The following is a 20,853-nucleotide window of genomic DNA, read 5'->3' on the forward strand; positions in this document are numbered from 1 at the left end:
GACCGTCCCCGACCTCGGCGGCCGGTCGAAGGCGGGCACCGTCCTCGCCTCGGCCGTCGGCTGAGAGCGGGCCGTCCTCGCCTCAGCGGTCTGCGGCGGGCGGGCCGTCCTCGCCTCAGCGGTCCGCGGCGGGCAGGCCGTCCTCGGCGTCGGCGGCCTCCACTTCGGCACGGGAGATGCCGAGCAGGTAGAGGATCGAGTCGAGGTACGGCACGCTGACCGCGGCGTCGGCGGCCTGGCGGACCACCGGCTTGGCGTTGAACGCGATGCCCAGACCCGCGGCGGCGATCATGTCCAGGTCGTTGGCGCCGTCGCCGATCGCCACGGTCTGGCTGAGCGGGATGCCCGCCTCGCGGGCGAAGCGCTCCAGGGCCCGCGCCTTTCCGGCCCGGTCCACGATCTCGCCGATCACCCGCCCGGTGAGCACGCCGTCCACCACCTCCAGGGTGTTGGCGGCGGAGTAGTCGATCCCGAGGTCGCGCACGAGTCCGTCGGTCAGCTGGGTGAAGCCGCCGCTGACGATCGCGAACCGGTAGTCGAGCCGCTTGAGCGTCCGCACCAGCGTGCGGGCGCCGGGGGTGAGCACGATCTCCTTGCGGACCTTCTCGAAGATCTCCTCCGGGAGGCCCTCGAGCAGCGCCACCCGGCGGCGGAGCGACTCGGCGAAGTCGAGCTCGCCGCGCATCGCCTCCTCGGTGACCCGGGCCACCTCGTCCAGGCAGCCGGCGTGTGCGGCCAGCAGCTCGATCACCTCGGCCTGGATGAGCGTGGAATCCACGTCCATCACGATCAGCCGCTTGGCCCTGCGGTACAGACCGGTCCGCTGCACGGCCACGTCCACCTGCTGGGCGTGCGCCTCGATGGCCAGCTCGGCCCGGAGCGCGTCCGGATCGGCGCCGGAGACGGCGAGTTCGATGCAGGTCACCGGATAGCTCGACAGCCGCTCGATCCGGTCGATGTTGGCCCCGGAGGCGGCGATCCGCCCGGAGATGCCCGCCATGGCGGCGGGATGCAGGGGCGCGCCGAGCACGGTGACGTGCAGCCGGCCGCGCCTGCGCTTCTCCCCGGTGTCGGAACCGGTGGAAAGCTCCACCTCCAGTCCCAGGTCTTCCGCGGTGCGCTCGACGGCGGTCCACAACGCACCGAGGGTGCCGCCGGTTCCGGTCGGGGTGTCGCCGGTGTAGGCGACGAGGACGCCGAGGGTGAGCCGGCCGCGGATGACGACCTGCTCGACGTCGGCGACGGCGACGGGGAAACCGGCCAGGACGGCGAAGAGCCGGGACGTGACGCCCGGGCGGTCGGGACCGGTCAACGTGATCAGGAGCGTGCGCTGGTTCATCGGTGCCTACGCTACTTGCCCGGGGAAACACCCGGGTAAGCGGTTCATCATCCGGACGCCCGGTGTTCGCGGGCCGCCCCGTTCGGGCGCCGCCCGTGCCCCCTCCGGCCCCTCCGGCCCCTCCGGCCCCGGCTCGGACTTGGACTCGGGTTCCGGCTCGGGCTCGGGTTCCGGCCTGGGCTCGGGTTCCGGCCGCTGACGGCCGCCTAGCCCGAGCCGAGATAGGCGATGACGGCGGCCACCCGGCGATGGGTGTCGGGGCTGTTCTCCAGCGCCAGTTTCATGAAGATCGCGTTCACGTGCTTCTCGATCGCGGAGACCGACAGGTGCAGGGTCCGGGCGATGCCGCCGTTGGACAGGCCGTGGGCCATCTCACGCAGCACGTCCAGTTCGCGGGGGGTGAGCTCGGCCGGCGGCGGGCCGCCTCGCACGCCGCGCTTGGCCAGCAGGCCCTCCACCACCTTCGGGTCGATCACCGATCCGCCCGCCGCCACCGACCGGATCGCGCCGAGCAGCTCGTCGATGTCCCCGACCCGGTCCTTCAGCAGGTAGGCCCGTCCCTCGGTGCCGTCCCGGAACAGGTCGAGGGCGAACACCGCGTCGGAGAACTGGGAGAGCACCACGACGCCGATGACCCCGAGCTCCCGTGCGGCGGACCGGATGCGGTGGGCGGCGTCGACGCCCTCCATGCCCGGGCGCACGGGATCGGCCGGGCTCGGCATCCGGATGTCGGTGACGACCACGTCGGGCCGGAACCGCCGGGCGGCGTCGAACAGCTCGCCGGCGGTGCCCACGGCTGCCACCACGGAGATCTCCCCGGTGGACTCCAGGAGTCGGCGGGTGCCCTCGCGCACCAGGTAGTGGTCCTCTGCCAGGACGACTCTGAGCGTGGCCGGAGTGGTCATGGGAAGATCCTGCCCGGTGGGAGGCTCAGCCGCATATGAGGTTGTCCGCACGGTGTGCGCCGTGCGCCTGGGCCGATGGCGTGCGCCGTGCGCTTGGACTGGACGTGTCGCCGCGCACCCGAACGGCGTGGCGGGGGCAAGGCTCCGTGGGGAACCCCGCCCCCGCCCCCGCGACGGGGACAGGGCCCCGGTGCGCGGACGGGGTACGGCTATGCGCGTACGGGGTACGGCTAGCGGAGGATCCGGGTCTTGACCTTCACGTACTTCAGGTCCACGCCGGTGTCGAGGCCATGGATGTTGAGGGTGTCGAGGCCCCCGCGGGGACGTCGATCGAGGCCGTGGCGAACTCGGCGGTCGCGGTGCCCCGGGCGCTGCCCCGGAGCCAGACCTTGACCTTGACGGTGGCGGTCTTACCGGGGTTCAGCCGGTCGAGCAGGCAGCCGACCTCGCGCCCGTCGGCCTCGCAGTACGAGCCGGAGGGACCGGTGATCCGCACCTTGTAGGCCTGCTTGGGGACGTAGCCGCCGACGTAGGCGATGTCGGTGTACCAGTCGCCGACGTTCTTGGTCTTGAGCGTGTAGGTGATCGTCCGGCCCGCGTACGCCCTGCGGGGGTAGTAGGCGGTCAGCTTCAGCGGCGAGAGCGGGGGAGCCTGCTGGGCCGTCACCGCAGCGTTCGCGGCCTGGGCCTGGAAGACCTGGGCGTTGGCGGTCTGGGGGGCGAGCAGCACGACTCCCGCCACGGTGATGGCGGCGAGGGCGGTCAGGGGCCGGCGCATGGTCACTCCAATGGGATGAGATCGTTGCGACCAGCATGCGGAGATCGACTTGGAATCCTCTTGCGGCTGACTGGCCGGGCAGGTGACGGCCAGACCGGTCAGCGGATGATCAGACGTGATCAGACGGAGGTCGCCGGACGCGTGCCGCCGGTGTCCCGCCGCCGGGGTGGGGCTCGGTGGCCGGGCCGTACCACCGGGGTGTGCGCCTAGAGTTCTCCGCGTGAACGGAGATCGGGACGCCGTCCTGCACGCGGTGAGCTCCGCCGTGCTCGCGGTGACCAGGCACCTGTCGGTCCGCGAGGTGCTCCAGGTGATCGTCCGCTCGGCGCAGCGGCTGCTGGACGCCCGTTACGCCGCGCTGGGCGTGCCCGACGACGAGGGGGCGTTCGCCGAGTTCGTCGCCGAGGGCATCTCCGACGAGGAATGGGCGGCCATCGGCCCGACACCCCGCCAGCACGGGCTGCTCGGCGCGATGCTGCGCGAGGGCGCCCCGATCCGGCTGCCGGACATCCGCCGGGATCCCCGGTTCGACTCCTGGCCGCGGGCGCACCCGGTGCTCAAGGACTTCCTCGGGGTGCCGATCCGCGACGGCGAGCAGGTGCTCGGCATCGTCTTCCTGTCCAACAAGCGCGCCCCCGGCGGGTTCACCGAGGACGACCAGCGGCTGCTGACGATGTTCGCCGCGCACGCCGCGATCGCCCTCACCAACGCCCGCCTCTACGAGCGCGGCCGGGAGCTCGCGCTGGTGGAGGAGCGCACCCGGATGGCCCGCGAGCTGCATGACGCGGTGACCCAGAAGCTGTTCTCGCTCCGGCTCACCGCCCAGGCGGCGGCCTCGCTGGTCACCCGCGACCCCGATCGGGCGGTGCGGGAGCTGGAGAGGGTGGAGCGGCTGGCCGGCGAGGCGCTGGCCGAGCTCCGCGCGGTGATCGTGGAGCTGCGCCCGGCCGAGCTCGACCGCCACGGCCTGGCCGAGACGCTCCGCAAGCACGTCCGCATGCTGGACCGGCTCCACCCGGCGTCGTTCACGTTCCGGCTGGCCGACGGCGACGCCGGAGACGCCGGAGACGACGGGGGCGCGCTGCGCGGGCTGGAACCGGAGACCGAGGCGGCCGTCCTGCGGGTCGCCCAGGAGGCTCTGCACAACGCCGCGCGGCACGCCGACGCGGGGGCGGTCGCCGTACGGCTGGGCGGTGAGGGCGGCAGGGTGGTGCTGGAGGTGCGTGACGACGGGGTCGGGTTCGACGTGGCCGCGGCCTCCGGTCGCGGCCTGGGCATCGCGTCGATGGGCGACCGGGCGCAGGCCCTGGGCGGGAGCGTGCGAGTGGCCTCGGAACCAGGCGGCGGCACGCTGGTGCGGATGGAGGTGCCCCGGTGAGCGCCTGTACGGCGGCGCCGGAACCGCGAGCGGGGGCGCCGGAACAGCGAGCGGGACAAGCACGGCATGCGGCGGCCGGGGACGGCGAGACGACGGGACGGCGGTGCGCGGGTGAGCGGCGGTGAGCGGGGCGGGACCATCCGGGTGCTGATCGCGGACGATCACCCGGTGGTCCGGCAGGGCCTGCGCACGTTCCTGGACCTGCAGGACGACCTGGAGGTGGTCGGGGAGGCGAGGGACGGGGCCGAGGCGGTGGAGCTGGCCGGGTCGCTCGCGCCGGACGTGCTCCTGCTGGATCTGAGGATGCCGGTCCTCGACGGCCTCGGCGCGCTGGCCCGGCTCGCGGAGCTCGGGCCGGCGCCGCGCGTGCTGGTGCTGACCTCGGTCGCCGACCGGGGTGACGTGGCCCCGGCCATGCGGGCGGGCGCGGCGGGCTTCCTCTACAAGGACGTCGAGCCCGCGGCGCTGGTCCAGGCCATCCGCGCGGTCCACGGCGGACAGGTGCTGCTGGCCCCCGAGGCCGCCGAGGCGATGCTGGCCGGGACCGCCCTCCCACCCGCGGCTCCGGCGGGACCGGTGACCCCGCTGACCGACCGGGAACGCGAGGTGCTCGCGCTGATCGCCTCGGGCCGCTCGAACCGGGAGATCGCCCGGAAGCTGGCCGTGTCGGAGAAGACGGTCAAGACCCACGTCTCCAATGTGCTGATGAAGCTGGGCGTACAGGACAGGACCCAGGCCGCGCTCTACGCCGTACGGCATGGCCTGGCCTGACGGTCCGGAGCCTGATGGTCCGAAGCCTGATGGTTCGGCAGTCGGGCGGCGGTGTCAGGAGCGTGCCGGCGCGTAGCAGAGCGCGGTGATCCCGCACTCGAACGGCTGGACGGTGACGCGCTGGAAGCGCTGGACGGCGCCGGTGGTGGGGAAGACGGGCAGGCCGGTGCCGATTGCGGTCGGGTTGACGATCAGGTGGATCTCGTCGACCAGGCCGGCGGCGATGAGGCCCTGCGCGAGGGTGGAGCCGCCGTAGGCGATGATGTCGCCGCCGGGCCGGGCCTTGAGCTCGCCGATCGCCTCGGCGAGGTCGCCGCCGGCGACGGTGGCGTTCTTCCAGGGTGACTCGGACAGGGAGTCGGAGACGACGACCTTGGGGGTGTCGTTCATCCAGTCGATGGTCTCCTGGGACTCGCTCTCGGGACCGGCCTCCCAGGCGGGGATGAAGCCCTCGGCGAGCTTGCGGCCCAGCACGATGGTGTCGACCGGCTTGGTCAGGGCGTCGAGGTAGGCGTTGAGGTCGTCGCTCCAGGGGAAGTGCATCCAGTCCATCTCGCCGTTGGGGCCGCCCATGTAGCCGTCGGCGGTGGTCTGGACCTGGAGCTTGAGCGTGCGCATGGGGGGCGTCCTTTCGAGGGGTCCTTGACGGTGTCGCGTCGAGTGCGTTCTCGGGGTCCGGCCGGGTTGTCCCGCCGTCCTGCTGAAGCAAGCTTGCTAAAAACAAGCTAGCTATGTCAACAGGTCTATGGCATAAAATTCGAAGCATGGCCAAGCGTGAGTTCGGACAGTACTGCGGGCTCGCCCGCGCGGTGGAGATCGTGGGCGAGCGCTGGGCGCTGCTCATCATCCGTGATCTTCTGGTCGGCCCCCGGCGTTACACCGACCTGCGCAACGGGCTGCCGAAGATCCCGACCAACATCCTGTCGGCCCGGCTCAAGGAGATGGAGGCCGCCGGTGTGGTGCACCGCCGCGTCCTGCCCCGCCCCGACGGCTCGGTGGTCTACGAGCTGACCGAGTACGGCCGCGACCTGGAGGAGGCGGTCATGCACCTGAGCCGGTGGGGCGCCCGGTCGCTGGGCGAGCCCCGTCCCGGCGAGATCGTCACCGGCGCCTCGATGGTCCTGGCGATGCGCAACACCTTCCGGCCCGAGGCGGCCGCCGGCCTGACCGCCCGCTACGAGGTGCGCATGGGCGGGACCGTCTTCCACGTGCGCGTCTCCGACGGTGCGCTGAGCGCCGGAGAGGGCCCGCTGCCGGACGCCGACCTGGTCATCGAGACCGGCATGGCGATCAAAGCGCTGATGGCGAAGGAGATCACCCCGGCCGAGGCGGTGGCCACGGGCGCCGTGCGCATCGAGGGCGACCCCGCGCTGCTGGAGCGCTTCGCCGAGGCCTTCGCCATCTGACCCCACCCCGGCCGCCGCCCCGGACGGAGCCCCGGACGGAGCCCCGGACGGAGTCGGCGGACCCGCTTGAGGACGCCGTGGTCAGGCAGGCGATTGGCCGGGCTTCACCGGGGGCGTCCACCCGCGTCCATCCGCGTCCACCCGTGTCCGCCCGTGTCCGCTTCGTCAGACGAGTTCGGTGATGGCGTGGTGGGCGGCCACGCGAGCGCGCCGTACCGCGTGGTCGAGGTCGCGCAGGGCCTGGCCGCGGGTGGCGATCTGACCCGAGGTGAGACCGCGGTCGTCGGCGACGCGGAGCGCCGCGGCGAGGCGGGCGGCCAGAGCCGCGACCCGGTGGGCGCGGGCGGGAGTACGCCGGGGGCCAGGCCCGTCGTCCGGGGGCGTGGCGTCCGGCGGTGGCCTGGCGGGCCGCTCCACGCCGAGCAGGGCGTCGGTGGCCGCGCGCATCGCCAGGGTGAGGGCCTGCTCGGCTCGGCCAGGGAGGGCACGTCGGGGACCGCGGTGGAGGCCTCGAACACGCTCCAGCGCACCCCGGAGTACGACGACCCGCGGCGGTCCGGTGCCGGGACCAGCCCGAGGCACCTGCCGGGGAGCACGGCGGTGACCGCCTGCCCGGCGTCGACGGCGGCGGAGGTGAAGGGGGCCGGACCGGTGAGGCCGAGCGGATCGCCCGCCGCGGGAAGGGCCAGGCGCAGGGCCGCCAGGCCGTCGCCCCTCAGGTCGGCGAGGACGATGCGGAGCGGGACGTCGCCGCCGGGAGTGGCGACGAGCTGGGGTCCGGCCTGCCGCTCCACGCGGTCGGCGGCCTGGTCCAGCCCCGTCTGCCCGGCGAGCCAGGCGTTGCCCCAGCAGACCAGCGTGGCCGAGATCGGTGAATCAGGGTGCACCGGTCCACGATATGCGCTCGTCCTGCAATAGGTTTTGATCCGAGCGATTGATGAGGAGGCGTGGCGCATGGGCGGTCAGGTGCTTCGGTTGCAGGACGTCACCGTCCGCAGGGACGGCGCGGTCCTGTTGCGGAACATCGAATGGACCGTCCACGAGGACGAGCGATGGGTCGTGATCGGTCCCAACGGCGCGGGCAAGACGACGCTGCTCCAGGCCGCCGGGGCCATGCTCTTCCCGACCGAGGGCGTCGTGGAGGTCCTGGGCGAGCGGATGGGCCAGACCGACGTGTTCGACCTGCGCCCGCGCATCGGGCTGGCGAGCGCGGCGCTGGCGGAGCGGGTGCCGGCGGACGAGAAGGTCATCGATCTGGTGCTCACCGGCTCGTATGCGATTCTCGGCCGCTGGAAGGAGGAGTACGACTCCGCGGACGTCACCCGGGCGGTCGAGCTGATCGATCAGATGGGCTGCGCCCACCTGATCCGCCGCCGGTTCGGCACGCTGTCGGAGGGGGAGCGCAAGCGGGTGCAGATCGCCCGGGCGCTGATGCCGGACCCGGAGCTGCTCCTGCTGGACGAGCCCGCCGCAGGGCTGGACCTGGGCGGCAGGGAGGACCTGGTCCGCAGGCTCTCCCACCTGGCACACGACCCCAAGGCCCCGACGATGGTCCTGGTCACCCATCACGTGGAGGAGGTCCCCAGCGGGTTCACCCACGCGCTGCTGCTCCGGCACGGCGCGGTGGTCGACCAGGGTCCGATCGACCACGTCATGACCGCCGACAACCTCTCGCGCACCTTCGGCCTCCCCCTCACCCTGGAGCGCGGCCTCGACGGGCGCTGGTACGCCCGAGCGCAACAGTTCTGATTCCAAGTGTGACTTGCACCACTAAGGAAAAGTAAAACCAAATATCATCCCAAGGACGAGAGCTCCATTCGACTCGACCGTCCGGAGTTGCCGATGGGACCATCGTTCATCGCCGCCCTCATCGTGGTGGCCGTCGCAGGGTTCGCACTGGTACGGACGGTCCGGATCGTGCCCCAGGCCACCGCCGGGATCGTGGAGCGGCTCGGGAGATACCACCGCACCCTCCTGCCGGGCCTCAACCTGGTGGTCCCCTTCCTCGACCGGATCAAGGAGACGATCGACCTGCGCGAGCAGGTCGTCTCGTTCCCCCCGCAGCCGGTCATCACCTCCGACAACCTCGTGGTCTCCATCGACACGGTGATCTACTTCCAGGTGGTCGATCCCCGGGCGGCCACCTACGAGATCGCCAACTTCCTGGTCGGCGTCGAGCAGCTCACCGTGACCACGTTGCGCAACGTGGTCGGCGGCATGGACCTGGAGCGCACGCTCACCTCTCGTGAGGAGATCAACAGCGAGCTGCGCGGCGTCCTCGACGACGCCACCGGAAAGTGGGGGATCCGGGTCAACCGGGTCGAGCTCAAGGCGATCGACCCCCCGGCCTCCATCCAGGACTCGATGGAGAAGCAGATGCGCGCCGACCGCGACAAGCGCGCCGCCGTGCTCACCGCCGAGGGGCAGAAGCAGGCCGCCATCCTCACCGCCGAGGGGCAGAAGCAGGCGGCGGTCCTCAAGGCGCGGGGCGAGGCGGAGGCCGTGGTCCTGCGGGCCCAGGCCGACGCGGAGGCGAAGGCGATGCGGGCCAAGGGCGAGGCCGACGCGATCGCGATGGTGTTCAGGGCCATCCATGAGGGAAAACCCGACCAGGCGCTCCTCGCCTACCAGTACCTGCAGACGCTCCCGCAGATCGCCCGGGGCGACGCCAACAAGGTGTGGATCGTACCCTCGGAGATGGGCCGGGCGCTGGAAGGGCTGGGCGGCCTGTTCGCGAACGTCTCCGGCGCCGCGGGTGCGGGCGCCGGCGGAGCGGGCGACAGGGGAGCGGGTGCGGGTGCCGCGGGTGCGGGTGCCGGGGGAGCGGATGCCGGTGACACGGGCGCCGCGGTGGGGCCTCCGGCCCCGGACGGGGAGGGTTCCCCGCCCGGATCGGACGGGGCGCGGAAGGACACCCCCGCCTCCGGCTGAGTTCCGGACTTCTCCTAGGGTGCGGTGAGTGCCGTGCACCGTCTGCGGGCGCGAGCCGTATGAGCGAGGAGTGCGTTCATGACGCCATGGGAGGCGGTCGCGATCTTCGCGGCCGGAATCGGGGCCGGGGGCGTCAACGCCGTGGTCGGCTCCGGATCGCTGATCACGTTTCCCACGATGGTGGCGGTGGGCCTGCCGCCGATCGTGGCCAACGTCTCCAACAACATCGGGCTGGTGCCCGGGTCGCTGACCGGGGCGCTCGGCTACCGCCCGGAGCTGAAGGGACAGCGCGACCGGCTGATACGGCTGGGCGTCGGCTCGGTGGCGGGCTCGCTCATCGGCGGACTGCTGCTGCTCCGCCTCCCGGCGAGCACCTTCGACGTGGTGGTGCCGATCCTGATCGGCCTGGCGTGCGTGCTGGTGATGGTCCAGCCGAAGCTCAGCGCGTGGTTGAGCACCTGGCGCGAGCACGCCCACCCGCACGGCGGTCCCTGGCTCTGGTTCGGCGTCTTCGCGGCGGGGATCTACGGCGGCTACTTCGGGGCGGCCCAGGGCGTGCTGCTCATCGGGCTGCTCGGCGTCTTCCTCGACGAGGGCCTGCAGCGGGCGAACGCGGCCAAGAACGTGCTCTCCCTGCTGGTCAACACGACCGCGGCGGTGCTGTTCGTGCTGGTCGCGGAGGTGGACTGGCGGGCGGTGGCGCTGGTGGCGGTGGGCGCGGCGATCGGCGGGTTCCTGGGCGCGAAGGTGGGCCGGAAACTGCCCGCCCCGGTGCTGCGGGTCTTCATCGTCTGCGTCGGCGTCGCCGCGATAGTCAAACTGGTGTACGGATAAAATCTACCCTGTATGGGTATGAATCAGGCATGAAAGGCGACAGGGTAGAGATCGTCATCGATGCCGGAGACACCTCACGGACGTACGAGGTCGCCGCGACGCGGGCGGGCCGCCGGGTGGAGATCGCCAACCGCCGCGGCGGCGTCGTCGAGGTGAGCGAGGTCACCCGGAGCGGTACGGCGGTGCGCACCGCCAGGTTCATGTCCAGCCGGGTCCTCGCCCTGGTGGAGCATCCGGCCGACGGCGGCCCCGACGACTGAGGCTCGAGCGGGTCCGTCAGGTCTGCGCCGGCTGAGGCCGGGGCGGGTCCGCCGGGTCTGCGCCGGCTGAGGCCGGGGCGGGTCCGTCAGGTCTGCGCCGGGCGGACCTGGATGACGCCGTCGCGACGGATCCGGGTCTCGAATGACGGCTGGGGCGCGGTCCCCGGGCCGTGCACGACGGCTCCGTCCGAGAGCCGGAACGTGCTCCCGTGCCAGGGGCAGACCACGCAGGCGGCCCCGCCCTCGGCGACCAGTCGCCCCTGGTGCAGCGGGCCGGCCAGGTGCGAGCAGTGGTCGGCGAGCACGGTGACCTCGCCGTCGACCCGCAGCACGAACAGGTCGATGTAGCCCAGCCGCCGGGCCACCGGCCGGCCGTCCGGCAGGTCGTTGAGGGAGCACAGGTCGTACCAGCCCAGCGGGACCAGATGGGCGACGGAGTCGGCGTGGTTGGCCCCGACGGCCTGCCGGTAGGCCAGGTGCCCGCCGAGGAAGCCGCCCAGGCTCGCCGCGCCCAGCCCGGCGTACCCCACCATGCGGCCGGCCCGCTCGCGCCCGCCGACCCGCAGCGCCAGCGAGGCGGCGTACAGGCCGAAGGCGGTCAGGTTGGTGACCGCGTGCACGAAGCCGACCCGCTGCTGCTCGCGGTGGATGACCGACCAGTCCGTGACGCCGGCGGCCACCGTGGGGAGCGCGGCGCCGAGCCCGGCGGTGAGCACCGTCCGCGCGGCCCGGGAACCGGTCCCGGTCACATCGATCATCGAGGTCGCCGCCCAGGCGCCCAGCACGAAGGTGGCCAGCGGCGGGTGGAGGGGCTTGCCGGTGGGGACGCCGTGGAGCAGGTCGCGCAGGCGTCCCGGCCCGATCCTGCGGCGCACCGCCTTGGCCAGGCCGCGGATCGGCCGGTCCAACCTCGACGACCGCTCGATCGGGCCGACGATGTTGATCGTCGAAGCCAGATCCTTGAGACTCCGACGCCCGGCCTGGACTGATTCCTTCACTCCCGCCCCCTCTCGACCATTAGGGACCTACCCGGGAACCGCGTTATGCACGCGCCAGATGTCCCCGGCGGACGGAGAGTTCGATGATCTCGGTGGCGTAGGCGCCGAGGGTCGGCGACCCCTCCTCGATGATCTTCACTTTCTCCAGCACCTGCTCCGCCGTCACCTTGTAGAGCGACCAGGTCCCGCCCTCGTTGTGGTGGTTGGCCATGATCGGCGCGATGCGGTCGAGGGCCTTGGCGAACCTGGCCTCGGGGGTCCTGCGCTCCTCGAACTCGTCCCAGAGCTCGCGCAGCCGTACCGCCTGGTCCTCCGGGAGCAGCCCGAAGATGCGGTCGGCCGCCTTGCGCTCGATGCCGAGCTGGGCCTCCACCGCCGGGGAGTCGTAGATGAAGGTGTCACCGGCGTCGATCTCGACGATGTCGTGGACGAGCAGCATCGCGACGACCCTGTCCATGTCGGTCCCCGGCGGCGCGTGCTCGGCCATGACCATGGCCAGCATCCCCACGTACCACGAGTGCTCGGCGTCGTTCTCCCGCCGCGACCCGTCCATCAGGGTGTTGCGGCGGACGATGCGCCGGAGCTTGTCGATCTCCATGGCGAAGGCGAGCTGGGCGTGCAGACGATCCTGTGCTGGAGGGGTGGTCACGCGCGCAAGCCTAGTGCGCGCGTGAGGCACTCTTCCGCCCGCCCACGGGCTCACGCGCGGCTGACGGTCACCGGCACCCCGTTGAAAACGGCGTTCCCCGAGGGGGCGTCGAGCGCGGAGGAGTCCGTCAGCACGTTCGCGCTGACCCCGGCGTGCTCGGCGGCGACCCGCTGGGAGGTCCCCCGGTGACCCCAGCCGTGCGGCAGGCTCACCACCCCGGGCATGATCGAGTCGGTCGGCTCCAGCGGCACGGTCAGCTCCCCGACGGCGCTGCGCACCACGGCGTGCCCGTCCAGGCCGAGCCTGCGCACATCGGCCGGGTTGATCTGCAGCGTGCAGCGGTTGCTCCCGCCGACCAGCGGCTCCACGTTGTGCAGCCAGCTGTTGTTGGAGCGCAGGTGCCGCCGCCCGATCAGCACCATCTCCGGCGGCGGCGCGGACGCCCGCTCGCGCAGCCGCGCGACGTCCGCCACCAGCGCGGCCGGGGCCAGCTCCACCTTCCCCGAGGCCGTGCACAGCACCTCGCCCAGCCGGGGCCGCAGCGGGCCGAGGTCGATCCCGTGCGGGTTGGCCCGCAGTTCGGCCAGGGACAGGCCGTGCGGGCCGAGCTTGAGCATGGCGTCCAGCCGCAGCTCCGCCCCGCTCGCGCCCTCCAGCCCGGCGCGCAGCTCGGCGGGGTCCCGACCCTCGACGGGCGAGCCGGGCGTCTCGACGGCCCGGCGCAGCAGCCGCTCCAGGATCAGCTCGTCGAGCACGGCCGGGTCGGCGTCCGCCCCCTGCCCGGAGGCGATCAGCGCCAGCCGGGCGAGGATCTCCGCCTCGGAGGGCCGTCCCGGCTCCGGCGGCAGCACCGGAGGGGAGAACCTGGCGTAGTCGCGCACCGCGAACGCCAGCAGGGAGAAGTCGTAGTGCGGCGAGTGCAGCACCGGGGGCGGGGGGAGGACGACGTCCGCGTGCCGGGTCGTCTCGTTCAGGTAGGGGTCGACGCAGACCATGAACTCCAGGCCGCGCAGCGCCTCCTCCAGCCGGGGCCCGTCCGGCGCGGAGAGCACCGGGTTGCCCGCCACCACGACCAGCGCCCTGACCTGCCCCTCGCCGGGGGTCTCGATCTCGTCGGCGAGCGTGGCCACCGGCAGCTCGCCGTTCGCCTCCGGCAGGCCCCGGACGCGGCTGCGCCAGCGGCCCGTGGTGTACGGCTTGCGCCTGCGCCCGGTCTCCGTGGCGGGGGTGGCGAACATGACTCCGCCGGGGCGGTCGAGGTTGCCGGTCAGCACGTTGACCGCGTCGACCAGCCACTGCGCGAGGGTGCCGAACTCGGCGGTGCACGTGCCGATGCGGGCGTAGACGGCGGCGGTGGGGGCTGCGGCCAGCTCCCGGGCGAGCCGGACGATGACGTCGGCGGGCACGCCGCAGGTCTCCGCCACCGCCTTGGGGGAGAAGTCCTCGGCCAGGGCGCGCAGCTCCGCCAGGCCCTCGACCTCGACGCCCACCGAGGTGAGGTCCTCGGCGAAGAGCGTGTGGACGATGCCGAACAGCAGGTGGGCGTCGGTGCCGGGCCGGACGAACAGGTGCTCGTCGGCGAGGGCGGCGGTCCGGGTGCGGCGCGGGTCGACGACCACGAGCCGGCCACCCCGCGCGCGCAGCGCCTTCAACCGGCCGGGGAAGTCGGGGGCGGTGCAGAGCGAGCCGTTGGACTCCAGCGGATTGGCGCCGAGCATCAGCAGGTAGTCGGTGCGGTCCAGATCGGGCACCGGGACGGCCATCGGGTCACCGAACATCAGGCCGCAGGAGACGTGCTTGGGCATCTGGTCGGCGGTGCTGGCGGAGAAGACGTTGCGGGTGCCGAGGGCGCGGATCAGCGGTGCGCCGTACAGGGCTCCGGCCATGGTGTGGGCGTTCGGGTTGCCGAGGTAGACGGCCAGCGCCTGGCGCCCGCGGGCCTCGGCCACGCCGGTCAGGCCCCGTTCGACGGTCTGGAACGCCTCCGCCCAGGTGGCCTCGCGCCACTCGCCGCCGGTGCGGATCATCGGGGCGCGCAACCGGTCGGGGTCGGAGTCCAGGCGGCCGAGGCTCGCGCCCTTGGGGCAGATGAAGCCCCGGGAGAACGGGTCGTCCGGGTCGCCCTTCACGGAGGTGACGTGCCCGGCGTCGTCGAGCGTGAGCCGCAGGCCGCAGACGGCCTCGCAGAGGGGACATGTCCGGTGGGCGGTTCGCATCGGCACTCCTGGGTTCGATGAACGAACCCATCATTGCCCGCCGCGGCCGCGAGGGAAAGCCCTGGAGCCGGGGTTCCGCTCGACCGGGGCGGAGGGTCTCGGGCCGGGGTTCCGCGTGGAGGTGGGGACCGGCCTCCGGATGAGGCCCGGAGGCCGCCGCTCGGCGGGTGCCCGGGCGGCAGGCGGCCGGATCCCGTCAGATGGGTGTTCAGGCGGCCCGCGGCAGGTGGTCCGGGTCCGGCGGCTCGGCGGATCCCCGGCCCGGCGGTCTGCGGGGAGTCCACCCGGTCTCGCCGTAGACGCGCTCGAAACCCGGGGAGAGCCCGGCGGGGGTGTGCGCCTCCCGGCGGACGACCTCCAGGACGACCAGGTTCGATCGGCGGGGATGCCGGGTGACGGCGACCCGGCGGGCGAAGCAGGCCACCGCGATCTCCTCGGCGTGCGCCCGGAAGTCCGCCGCGCAGATCCCTGCCCTGATCATGATCACCACCCGCTCGCCGGCGGCGGTGGGGGTGATCCGCATGATCAGGGGCAGCCGTCCCGACCTGGTGTGCAGGGGGGTCTCCATGCACACCCGGTGGATGCGGTGCCGGGTGGTCAGGCAGTGCAGCCGGGCACGGGCCCACTCGCGCCCGGAGCGGGTCGCGGCGGGGAACCAGACGGTGCTGGTGAGCGCGAGGAACGGCCACCACCTGCCTTCGCGCAGACCCGCGGCCACCAGCACCGCGACGGTGACGACGACGGCCGCCAGCAGGATCTCCGTCCGCCACCGCCAGAGCCGGACGGGGAGCGACGCCCTGCGGGGCGGCCACGGGGACTCCGGCGGGCGGTGGCGGTCGTTGCGGGCGTTACGCGGCGACATTCTCGCCCACGTCCCTGCCCGCGTCCCCTCCGGCGTAGATGCGCTCGGCCTTCTGCAGGTCGAACAGGGGGTTGCGGTAATGCCGGGCGCCGAAGCCCGTGCGCTCCACGCTCCAGCCGAGGCGGTAGGCCCACTCGTCCTGGTCCATGCAGAGTTCGTCGTCGGCGCGGTCGATCAGCCGGGCGAGCCGGGTCTTGATTCCGGAGATCCCATTGATACCTTGGACGTACATGGGAGGCTCCTTTCGTGGCGTGATGCGGAGCTCTTGTGAACGGCATCCGGGCCGGTGGCCGCCGGCCTGATGCATTTTCGCCCTTTCGGGGCTTTTTCTGATGCGTGCGGCCGTGAGCTGCGGCCTGCTTCTCCCCCTCGTCCCCTGGTCCGTCTGCCTCCCTGGAAACCGTCGGCGGCGTGTCCGAGGCGGTGCCGCCGGTCTCTCCCGAGTGGACGGATCCTCCTCTAATCAGATGCTCCCCCCGGGTGTCAAATGCTGCAATACTCTGATGCCAGAAATATCGAGAAACTTTCATAGAATCTCCGCTGCACGCCTCCGTGCAACTTGCACGGAGAAGGTAAGGCGCGGTCGAGGTGGAGACTGCGGGGGCGGGACGGTCCCCGTGTGGCCAGAGATGGTCGAGTTCTCTGGAAATCATCGGCATCCGCCGTCATGGCCGAAGAAAATCCCCATGGACAACCCTCCGCCGGGGAAAGGGTTGCGGCAAGCTCTCATGACGAGAATATGGAGAGAAGCCTCGCAGACCGCCGTGCAAATTGCAGTGTACGATGAGCGCGAGGTCCTGAATCATGGGTCCTTAAACAGTCCAGTATCGATACACCTTCATATCGATGAGGGGGTCGGACGGTGCCCGAGCGTGGCAGCCCAACCGTTCGCCGGCGCAGGCTCGGCCAGGAGCTCCGCCGGTTGCGGGAGGGCTGCGGTCTGAGCGGTGAGGACGTCGCCACGAGGCTGACCTGGTCGGCTTCGAAGGTCAGTCGCATCGAGAATGCCAAGACCATGCCGCGCCGGAGCGACGTCGAGGCACTCACCGAGCTGTATGAAGTGGATGAGGATCAGCGGCGGGAGTTGCTCGATCTTCATCAGGACGCGGCCCGGAAGGGCTGGTGGGAGAACTACTCGGACTCCCTGCCCCAGGAGCTCACCACCCTGCTGGGGCTGGAGGCGGAGGCGGTCTCGGCGCTGAACTGGGAACCCCAGCTGGTACCGGGCCTGCTGCAGACCGAGGACTACGCGCGCGAGGTCATTCGCGCCACGCAGCCGATCACTCGGATTCCGCCGGGAGAGTTCCGCAGCCGGGTCAACGCCCGTATGGCCCGGCAGGACCTCATCACCCGGAGTGCCGACCCGCTCCGGCTCTGGGTGGTCCTGGACGAGTCGGTGCTGCTGCGCCGCTTCGGCGGCGCCGCGGTGATGCGCGGGCAGCTCGAGCACCTGGTCGAGGTCTCGCGGCTGCCGAACGTGCGGGTGCAGATCCTGCCCCTGGGCGGGGAGCACCCGGTGAACACCGGCTCCTTCTTCCATCTCAAGTTCCCCGAGTTCCACGACGTCGTGTACCTGGAGTCGCTCTACAGCGCACGCTTCGTGGAGGACGAGGAGATGGTGTACGGCTATGAGATCGCCTTCGGCCATCTGCAGTCGGAGGCATATGGAGTCGACGGCTCTCGGGAACTCATCGAAAAGATCATCGAGGAGCGTTGGAGATAGGCAGTCTCCTCAGGCTCTGAGCAGCTGCCCCAGCGGGAACCGAGGGCGTTTCCCGTAAAGGAGATAGAGACATGCACGAAACTGACCTTTCGGGCGCAGCCTGGAGGAAGAGCATCCGTAGCGCGGCCAATGGCAACTGCGTGGAGGTCGCCCAGCTGCCGGGCGGGCGCGTCGGCGTCCGCGACAGCAAGAACCAGCAGGGTCCGGTCCTCGTCTTCACTCCGGGTGAGTGGGACGCGTTCGTCGGGGGCGTCAAGGACGGCGAGTTCGACCTGTAGGCGCGAAGGGGTACGGCCTGCACCCCGCAGGCAGGGCACAGGCCGTACCCGGTGGGAGACGGAAGGTCAGGGAGAGGTATCCCGAAGGGCGAGTCGTTCCGCTCACCGCGGCCGGGATGGCATGCTCGGAGGGCGATGAACACCTATACCCGCCGCCGCCTCGGTGTGGCCGCCGCCGCAGTCGTGTCCACCCTGCTCGCCGCCGCCTGCACCGCCGCGGAGTCCGCCGCCCCGGAGTCGGCCGCCGGCAAGCCCGCCGACAGGCCCGCCGAGCCGGCCGAGGCCACGCCGACCCCCGAACGCCGACCGTACACGATCTCCTTCGGGGGGGACGTGCACTTCGAGGGGGTCCTGCGGACCAGGCTGAACGCGAACCCGCGCACCGCGCTGGGGCCGATCGCCAAGGTGCTCCGCAAGGCGGACCTGGCCATGGTGAACCTGGAGACCGCGATCACCACCGGCGGCACCCCCGCCCCCGGCAAGCAGTACACCTTCCGGGCCCCGGCCAGCGCGCTGACCGCGCTGAAGGCGGCCGGCGTGGACGTGGCGTCCATGGCCAACAACCACGGCATGGACTACATGGAGAGCGGGCTGGCCGACTCGCTGGCCGCGGTCAGGCGCGCGAAGTTCCCCATGGTCGGCGTGGGCGCCAACGAGGCCCAGGCGTACCGCCCGTGGCGGACGACCGTCAACGGCAACCGGGTGGCGATCATCGGCGCGACCCAGGTGCTGGACTCGGAGTTCATCACCGCCTGGACGGCGAAGGGGAGCAAGGGCGGGCTCGCCTCCGCCAAGAACGAGGCGCGGCTCATCCAGGAGGTGCGCAGGGCGCGCAGGAACTCCGACACCGTCATCGTCCACCTGCACTGGGGCACCGAGCTGCAGAAGTGCCCGAACGAGGCGCAGCGGAGCCTGGCCCCCAAGCTGGTCGCGGCCGGGGCCGACGTGGTGGTCGGCGGCCACGCGCACATCCTGCTCGGCGGCGGCTACCTGCGGAACGCCTACGTCAACTACGGCATGGGCAACTTCGTCTTCTACAACTGGGGGCCGGAGACCGGGCGGACCGGGGTGCTGACGCTGACGATCAACGGCCGCAAGGTCCTCAAGGACCAGTGGACCCCGGCCGTGATCCAGGGCGGCGTGCCGGTCCCGCTCACCGGGTCCGCCCGGCAGCAGGCCGTCACGAGCTGGAAGGCGCTGCGCGGGTGCACGGGTCTGGCGGCCAGACCCGGACAATCTGGCGATTGACCCGATAGCGCCTGACCTGACGGGATCTGACGGGCAAGATGGAGGGATGTCGTCCATCCTGCCCGCCGAGGAGTGCGGTGAGACTCCGCTGCGGCGCCAGCCCACCCAGCGACGGAGCGCACGGCGCGTCGAGAGGATGCTCGACGCGTGCGCCGAGCTGCTGGACGAGATCGGTTACGAGGCGCTGTCCACCACCAGGATCGCCGAGCGCGCCGGGGTCGCGATCGGTTCCGTCTACCAGTTCTTCCCGGACAAACGGGCCATTGCCCAGGCGGTGACCCGCCGCCACGTGGAGGGCTTCGTCACCCGGATCGGGGCGCGCTTCCTCTCCGAGGACTACGGCGGCTGGTGGGACGCGGTCGACGCGATCATCGACGAGTACGTCGAGATGAACCGGACCGTTCCGGGATTCCGCTCCCTGCACTTCGGCGACGTGGTCGACCTCAACATGCTCGATCCGGTGGCCGACAACAACACGGTCATCGCCGGGCGGCTGCGCGGACTGCTCCTGCAGGAGTACGGCCTGGCCGACAGCGAGGAGTTCGACCTGGCCATCCTGGTCGCGGTCGAGGCGGGTGACGCCGTGCTGAGGCTGGCCTTCCGGCGCGACGCGAACGGCGACCCGGCGGTCATCGGCGAGGCCAAGCGGCTGATCCGCGGCTACCTGAACCGCCAGTTCGCCAAGGCTTCGGCGCCGTAGGGGGTGTCGTAGGGGCGCCGTAGGCGATCACTCCGGACCTGCGCGGTTCCGGCGGCTCGCGGGGCGTCGCGTCGCAGGGGGCGTTGCAGAGGGGCGTCGCAGAGGGCGGTCAGCCGCGCCCGGGTCCCCGGGCGTGGCGGGGGAAGACCGGCTGATCGCCGAAGGGCCGGACCTTCTCGACGTGGGGGACGGCCGGCAGCCAGGGGTCCTCGACCGGGAGGAACCCCGGAGGCCAGAGACCCGCCTCCCGCACCTCGTCGGATCGCCAGGTCTCCCGGGAGTCCCTCTCCCGGCCGACGGACTGCGGCGTCCCGGACCGGCCGACCGCCTGGCCCGGCGACACGGCGGACGGCGCGCCCGCTCTCGCGGAGCGGGATCTCGCCCGCTCCCGCCGGTTCTCGTGCTCCGCCGCCCTGCTCCGCCTCTCGCGGGCGTCCGCGGGTGCGGGGGTGAACGCCGCGGGCACCGAGGTCTCACGACGACTGGCCGGGGAGCGGCCCGAAGCGGAGCAGAGCGGGCGGGCGGGCGTCGCCACCGCCTGGGCGGCCAGGCGCGACTCGAGCAACCTGTCCTCCGCGGAGGCGAGCCTGCGGCGCGCCTCGTCGACGGCGTCGAGCTTCGCCGAGAGGTATCCGGCGCATCCGGGAACGATCACGGAGAGAAGCGCCGCGCACGTCAGGGTGAAGGTCATCTGCCTGGACATGCCCATCGCACCTCCTTCGAAAGGCACCGCTCCTGGAGCAGGAGGCGTCCGTCATATGCCCGCTTCCTACGGAAAAAAGCTCAGCGTGAGCAATTGTGTGCATGTAGTTGCGCAACCCATACCTGTCATTGGGCGGGCGGAACAGAGCCGCGCTCGGTACGCTCGCGGTGTGGCGCATGTGACACGTGGGCAGCTGGACCGGCTGCTTGAGCAGGCACTTATGGCCGATGATCACGAAAATCTCGCCCACCGGCTCGAAGAGCTGGCGGAGGAGTACGTGTCCGGCGACATATCGCGGGCGGCGATCCTCGTGCTCGCCGCGGAGGAGTGGCGGCAGGCGGGCAGGTCCGTGCGCGCCCTTCACTGCTTCCAGCGGGCCGTGGACGACGGCGGTGACGCGGGGGCCGACCCGAGGGCGGGGATCGCCGACACCCTCTTCGAGCTCGAACAGCCGGAGGAGGCGCGGAAGGTGATCGAGGAGATCCGGACCGGCGACGTCTCCCCGGCCACCGCGCTGACCGTCGCGGAGACCCTCGCCGCGTACGGAGATCCGCAGGAGGCCCACGCCTGGGCCACCCGGGGCCTCGGCGACGCGGTCGCGGGCGGGGCGGAACACGCCGCGCTCCTGCGCGTCCGCTACCGCATCCGGGTGGACCTCGGGCTTCCGGAGGACGAGCTGGACGCGCTGCTCGACACGTCGCACTGAGCGGGCCGCGACCTCGCGGCGCTCAGCGCCCGCTTCGGTTCAGGGGCAGGCCGGGCAGGAAATCGTCCAGGATCGGCAGCCGCCGGGCCTCGCGGCCTCCGGCTCCGTCCCCGGACCGGGGCGGTGCGCCGCCGGGGCGAGGGCCGGTCGGCACGACCTCGGCCTCCC

23 protein-coding genes are annotated in these 20,853 nt (G+C 72.0%); 12 read left to right on the forward strand and 11 right to left on the reverse strand.

Annotated features, from left to right (window positions below):
* Nucleotides 1–115: 115 nt before the first annotated feature.
* The 3 genes from serB to ACWJ6R_RS04855 form a co-directional block, all read right to left on the reverse strand.
* Nucleotides 116–1,339 carry a phosphoserine phosphatase SerB gene (serB, locus tag ACWJ6R_RS04845; RefSeq protein WP_449061028.1) on the reverse strand — a complete coding sequence of 408 codons (1,224 nt, stop codon included), beginning with the start codon at nucleotides 1,337–1,339 and terminating at the stop codon, nucleotides 116–118.
* Nucleotides 1,340–1,545: 206 nt separating this feature from the next.
* The gene (locus ACWJ6R_RS04850) at nucleotides 1,546–2,244 is read right to left on the reverse strand and encodes a LuxR C-terminal-related transcriptional regulator (RefSeq protein WP_449061029.1); all 699 of its coding nucleotides are present in this window, start codon (nucleotides 2,242–2,244) and stop codon (nucleotides 1,546–1,548) included.
* Nucleotides 2,245–2,509: 265 nt separating this feature from the next.
* On the reverse strand, nucleotides 2,510–3,022 hold the full coding sequence (locus ACWJ6R_RS04855; protein WP_449061030.1) for a hypothetical protein: 513 nt from the start codon (nucleotides 3,020–3,022) through the stop codon (nucleotides 2,510–2,512).
* 220 nt (nucleotides 3,023–3,242) lie between these two features.
* Between ACWJ6R_RS04855 and ACWJ6R_RS04860 the strand changes: the two genes are divergently transcribed.
* Together ACWJ6R_RS04860 and ACWJ6R_RS04865 are read left to right on the forward strand one after the other, a co-directional pair.
* Nucleotides 3,243–4,400: a GAF domain-containing sensor histidine kinase gene (locus ACWJ6R_RS04860; RefSeq protein ID WP_449061031.1), complete on the forward strand. Its 1,158-nt coding sequence runs from the start codon at nucleotides 3,243–3,245 to the stop codon at nucleotides 4,398–4,400.
* Between the two features lie 111 nt (nucleotides 4,401–4,511).
* Nucleotides 4,512–5,171 carry a response regulator gene (locus ACWJ6R_RS04865; RefSeq protein ID WP_449061032.1) on the forward strand — a complete coding sequence of 220 codons (660 nt, stop codon included), beginning with the start codon at nucleotides 4,512–4,514 and terminating at the stop codon, nucleotides 5,169–5,171.
* A gap of 54 nt (nucleotides 5,172–5,225) precedes the next feature.
* On the opposite strand, the gene ACWJ6R_RS04870 is transcribed toward ACWJ6R_RS04865, so the two are convergent.
* A complete protein-coding gene (locus ACWJ6R_RS04870; protein ID WP_449061033.1) occupies nucleotides 5,226–5,789 on the reverse strand; it encodes a dihydrofolate reductase family protein in 564 nt (187 codons plus the stop codon).
* Between the two features lie 146 nt (nucleotides 5,790–5,935).
* Between ACWJ6R_RS04870 and ACWJ6R_RS04875 the strand changes: the two genes are divergently transcribed.
* Entirely contained in the window at nucleotides 5,936–6,577 is a 642-nt protein-coding gene (locus tag ACWJ6R_RS04875; RefSeq protein WP_449061034.1) for a winged helix-turn-helix transcriptional regulator, read from the forward strand.
* 104 nt (nucleotides 6,578–6,681) lie between these two features.
* Here the strand turns inward: ACWJ6R_RS04875 and ACWJ6R_RS04880 are convergent, their stop codons facing one another.
* Nucleotides 6,682–7,464, reverse strand: coding sequence for a hypothetical protein (locus ACWJ6R_RS04880; RefSeq protein ID WP_449061035.1), 783 nt, complete (start codon nucleotides 7,462–7,464; stop codon nucleotides 6,682–6,684).
* 67 nt (nucleotides 7,465–7,531) lie between these two features.
* Here ACWJ6R_RS04880 and ACWJ6R_RS04885 point away from each other — a divergent pair, with 67 nt between their 5' ends.
* From ACWJ6R_RS04885 to ACWJ6R_RS04900, 4 genes are all read left to right on the forward strand, one after another.
* Nucleotides 7,532–8,326 carry an ABC transporter ATP-binding protein gene (locus tag ACWJ6R_RS04885; RefSeq protein ID WP_449061036.1) on the forward strand — a complete coding sequence of 265 codons (795 nt, stop codon included), beginning with the start codon at nucleotides 7,532–7,534 and terminating at the stop codon, nucleotides 8,324–8,326.
* Between the two features lie 93 nt (nucleotides 8,327–8,419).
* Entirely contained in the window at nucleotides 8,420–9,508 is a 1,089-nt protein-coding gene (locus ACWJ6R_RS04890; protein ID WP_449061037.1) for an SPFH domain-containing protein, read from the forward strand.
* A gap of 78 nt (nucleotides 9,509–9,586) precedes the next feature.
* On the forward strand, nucleotides 9,587–10,342 hold the full coding sequence (locus tag ACWJ6R_RS04895) for a sulfite exporter TauE/SafE family protein (protein ID WP_449061038.1): 756 nt from the start codon (nucleotides 9,587–9,589) through the stop codon (nucleotides 10,340–10,342).
* A gap of 29 nt (nucleotides 10,343–10,371) precedes the next feature.
* Nucleotides 10,372–10,602: a hypothetical protein gene (locus ACWJ6R_RS04900; protein WP_196450338.1), complete on the forward strand. Its 231-nt coding sequence runs from the start codon at nucleotides 10,372–10,374 to the stop codon at nucleotides 10,600–10,602.
* Nucleotides 10,603–10,688: 86 nt separating this feature from the next.
* Here the strand turns inward: ACWJ6R_RS04900 and ACWJ6R_RS04905 are convergent, their stop codons facing one another.
* The 5 genes from ACWJ6R_RS04905 to ACWJ6R_RS04925 all read right to left on the reverse strand — a co-directional run bounded on the left by ACWJ6R_RS04905 (nucleotide 10,689) and on the right by ACWJ6R_RS04925 (nucleotide 15,559).
* The gene (locus tag ACWJ6R_RS04905; RefSeq protein WP_449061039.1) at nucleotides 10,689–11,600 is read right to left on the reverse strand and encodes a Rieske 2Fe-2S domain-containing protein; all 912 of its coding nucleotides are present in this window, start codon (nucleotides 11,598–11,600) and stop codon (nucleotides 10,689–10,691) included.
* A gap of 43 nt (nucleotides 11,601–11,643) precedes the next feature.
* Nucleotides 11,644–12,198 (reverse strand): HD domain-containing protein, encoded by a 555-nt coding sequence (locus ACWJ6R_RS04910; protein ID WP_449061049.1) that lies wholly within the window; start codon nucleotides 12,196–12,198, stop codon nucleotides 11,644–11,646.
* 101 nt (nucleotides 12,199–12,299) lie between these two features.
* On the reverse strand, nucleotides 12,300–14,465 hold the full coding sequence (locus tag ACWJ6R_RS04915; RefSeq protein ID WP_449061040.1) for a molybdopterin-dependent oxidoreductase: 2,166 nt from the start codon (nucleotides 14,463–14,465) through the stop codon (nucleotides 12,300–12,302).
* Between the two features lie 208 nt (nucleotides 14,466–14,673).
* Nucleotides 14,674–15,327 carry a hypothetical protein gene (locus tag ACWJ6R_RS04920; RefSeq protein ID WP_449061041.1) on the reverse strand — a complete coding sequence of 218 codons (654 nt, stop codon included), beginning with the start codon at nucleotides 15,325–15,327 and terminating at the stop codon, nucleotides 14,674–14,676.
* Entirely contained in the window at nucleotides 15,314–15,559 is a 246-nt protein-coding gene (locus tag ACWJ6R_RS04925; RefSeq protein WP_449061042.1) for a hypothetical protein, read from the reverse strand. Before ACWJ6R_RS04925 ends, ACWJ6R_RS04920 begins: the two co-directional genes overlap by 14 nt.
* A 630-nt stretch (nucleotides 15,560–16,189) precedes the next feature.
* Between ACWJ6R_RS04925 and ACWJ6R_RS04930 the strand changes: the two genes are divergently transcribed.
* The 4 genes from ACWJ6R_RS04930 to ACWJ6R_RS04945 all read left to right on the forward strand — a co-directional run bounded on the left by ACWJ6R_RS04930 (nucleotide 16,190) and on the right by ACWJ6R_RS04945 (nucleotide 19,276).
* Nucleotides 16,190–17,050: a helix-turn-helix domain-containing protein gene (locus ACWJ6R_RS04930; protein WP_449061043.1), complete on the forward strand. Its 861-nt coding sequence runs from the start codon at nucleotides 16,190–16,192 to the stop codon at nucleotides 17,048–17,050.
* Nucleotides 17,051–17,121: 71 nt separating this feature from the next.
* Nucleotides 17,122–17,328, forward strand: a complete 207-nt coding sequence (locus tag ACWJ6R_RS04935) for a DUF397 domain-containing protein (protein ID WP_449061044.1) — start codon at nucleotides 17,122–17,124, stop codon at nucleotides 17,326–17,328.
* Between the two features lie 135 nt (nucleotides 17,329–17,463).
* Nucleotides 17,464–18,576 carry a CapA family protein gene (locus ACWJ6R_RS04940; protein ID WP_449061045.1) on the forward strand — a complete coding sequence of 371 codons (1,113 nt, stop codon included), beginning with the start codon at nucleotides 17,464–17,466 and terminating at the stop codon, nucleotides 18,574–18,576.
* A 46-nt stretch (nucleotides 18,577–18,622) separates the two neighbouring features.
* Nucleotides 18,623–19,276, forward strand: a complete 654-nt coding sequence (locus tag ACWJ6R_RS04945; protein ID WP_449061046.1) for a TetR family transcriptional regulator — start codon at nucleotides 18,623–18,625, stop codon at nucleotides 19,274–19,276.
* Between the two features lie 109 nt (nucleotides 19,277–19,385).
* Here ACWJ6R_RS04945 and ACWJ6R_RS04950 read toward each other — a convergent pair whose 3' ends face one another.
* Nucleotides 19,386–19,979: a hypothetical protein gene (locus ACWJ6R_RS04950; protein ID WP_449061047.1), complete on the reverse strand. Its 594-nt coding sequence runs from the start codon at nucleotides 19,977–19,979 to the stop codon at nucleotides 19,386–19,388.
* A 169-nt stretch (nucleotides 19,980–20,148) separates the two neighbouring features.
* On the opposite strand from ACWJ6R_RS04950, the gene ACWJ6R_RS04955 reads away from it, so the two are divergent.
* Entirely contained in the window at nucleotides 20,149–20,685 is a 537-nt protein-coding gene (locus tag ACWJ6R_RS04955; protein ID WP_449061048.1) for a hypothetical protein, read from the forward strand.
* Nucleotides 20,686–20,853: the final 168 nt, after the last annotated feature.

It is taken from the genome of Planomonospora algeriensis, assembly GCF_977012225.1.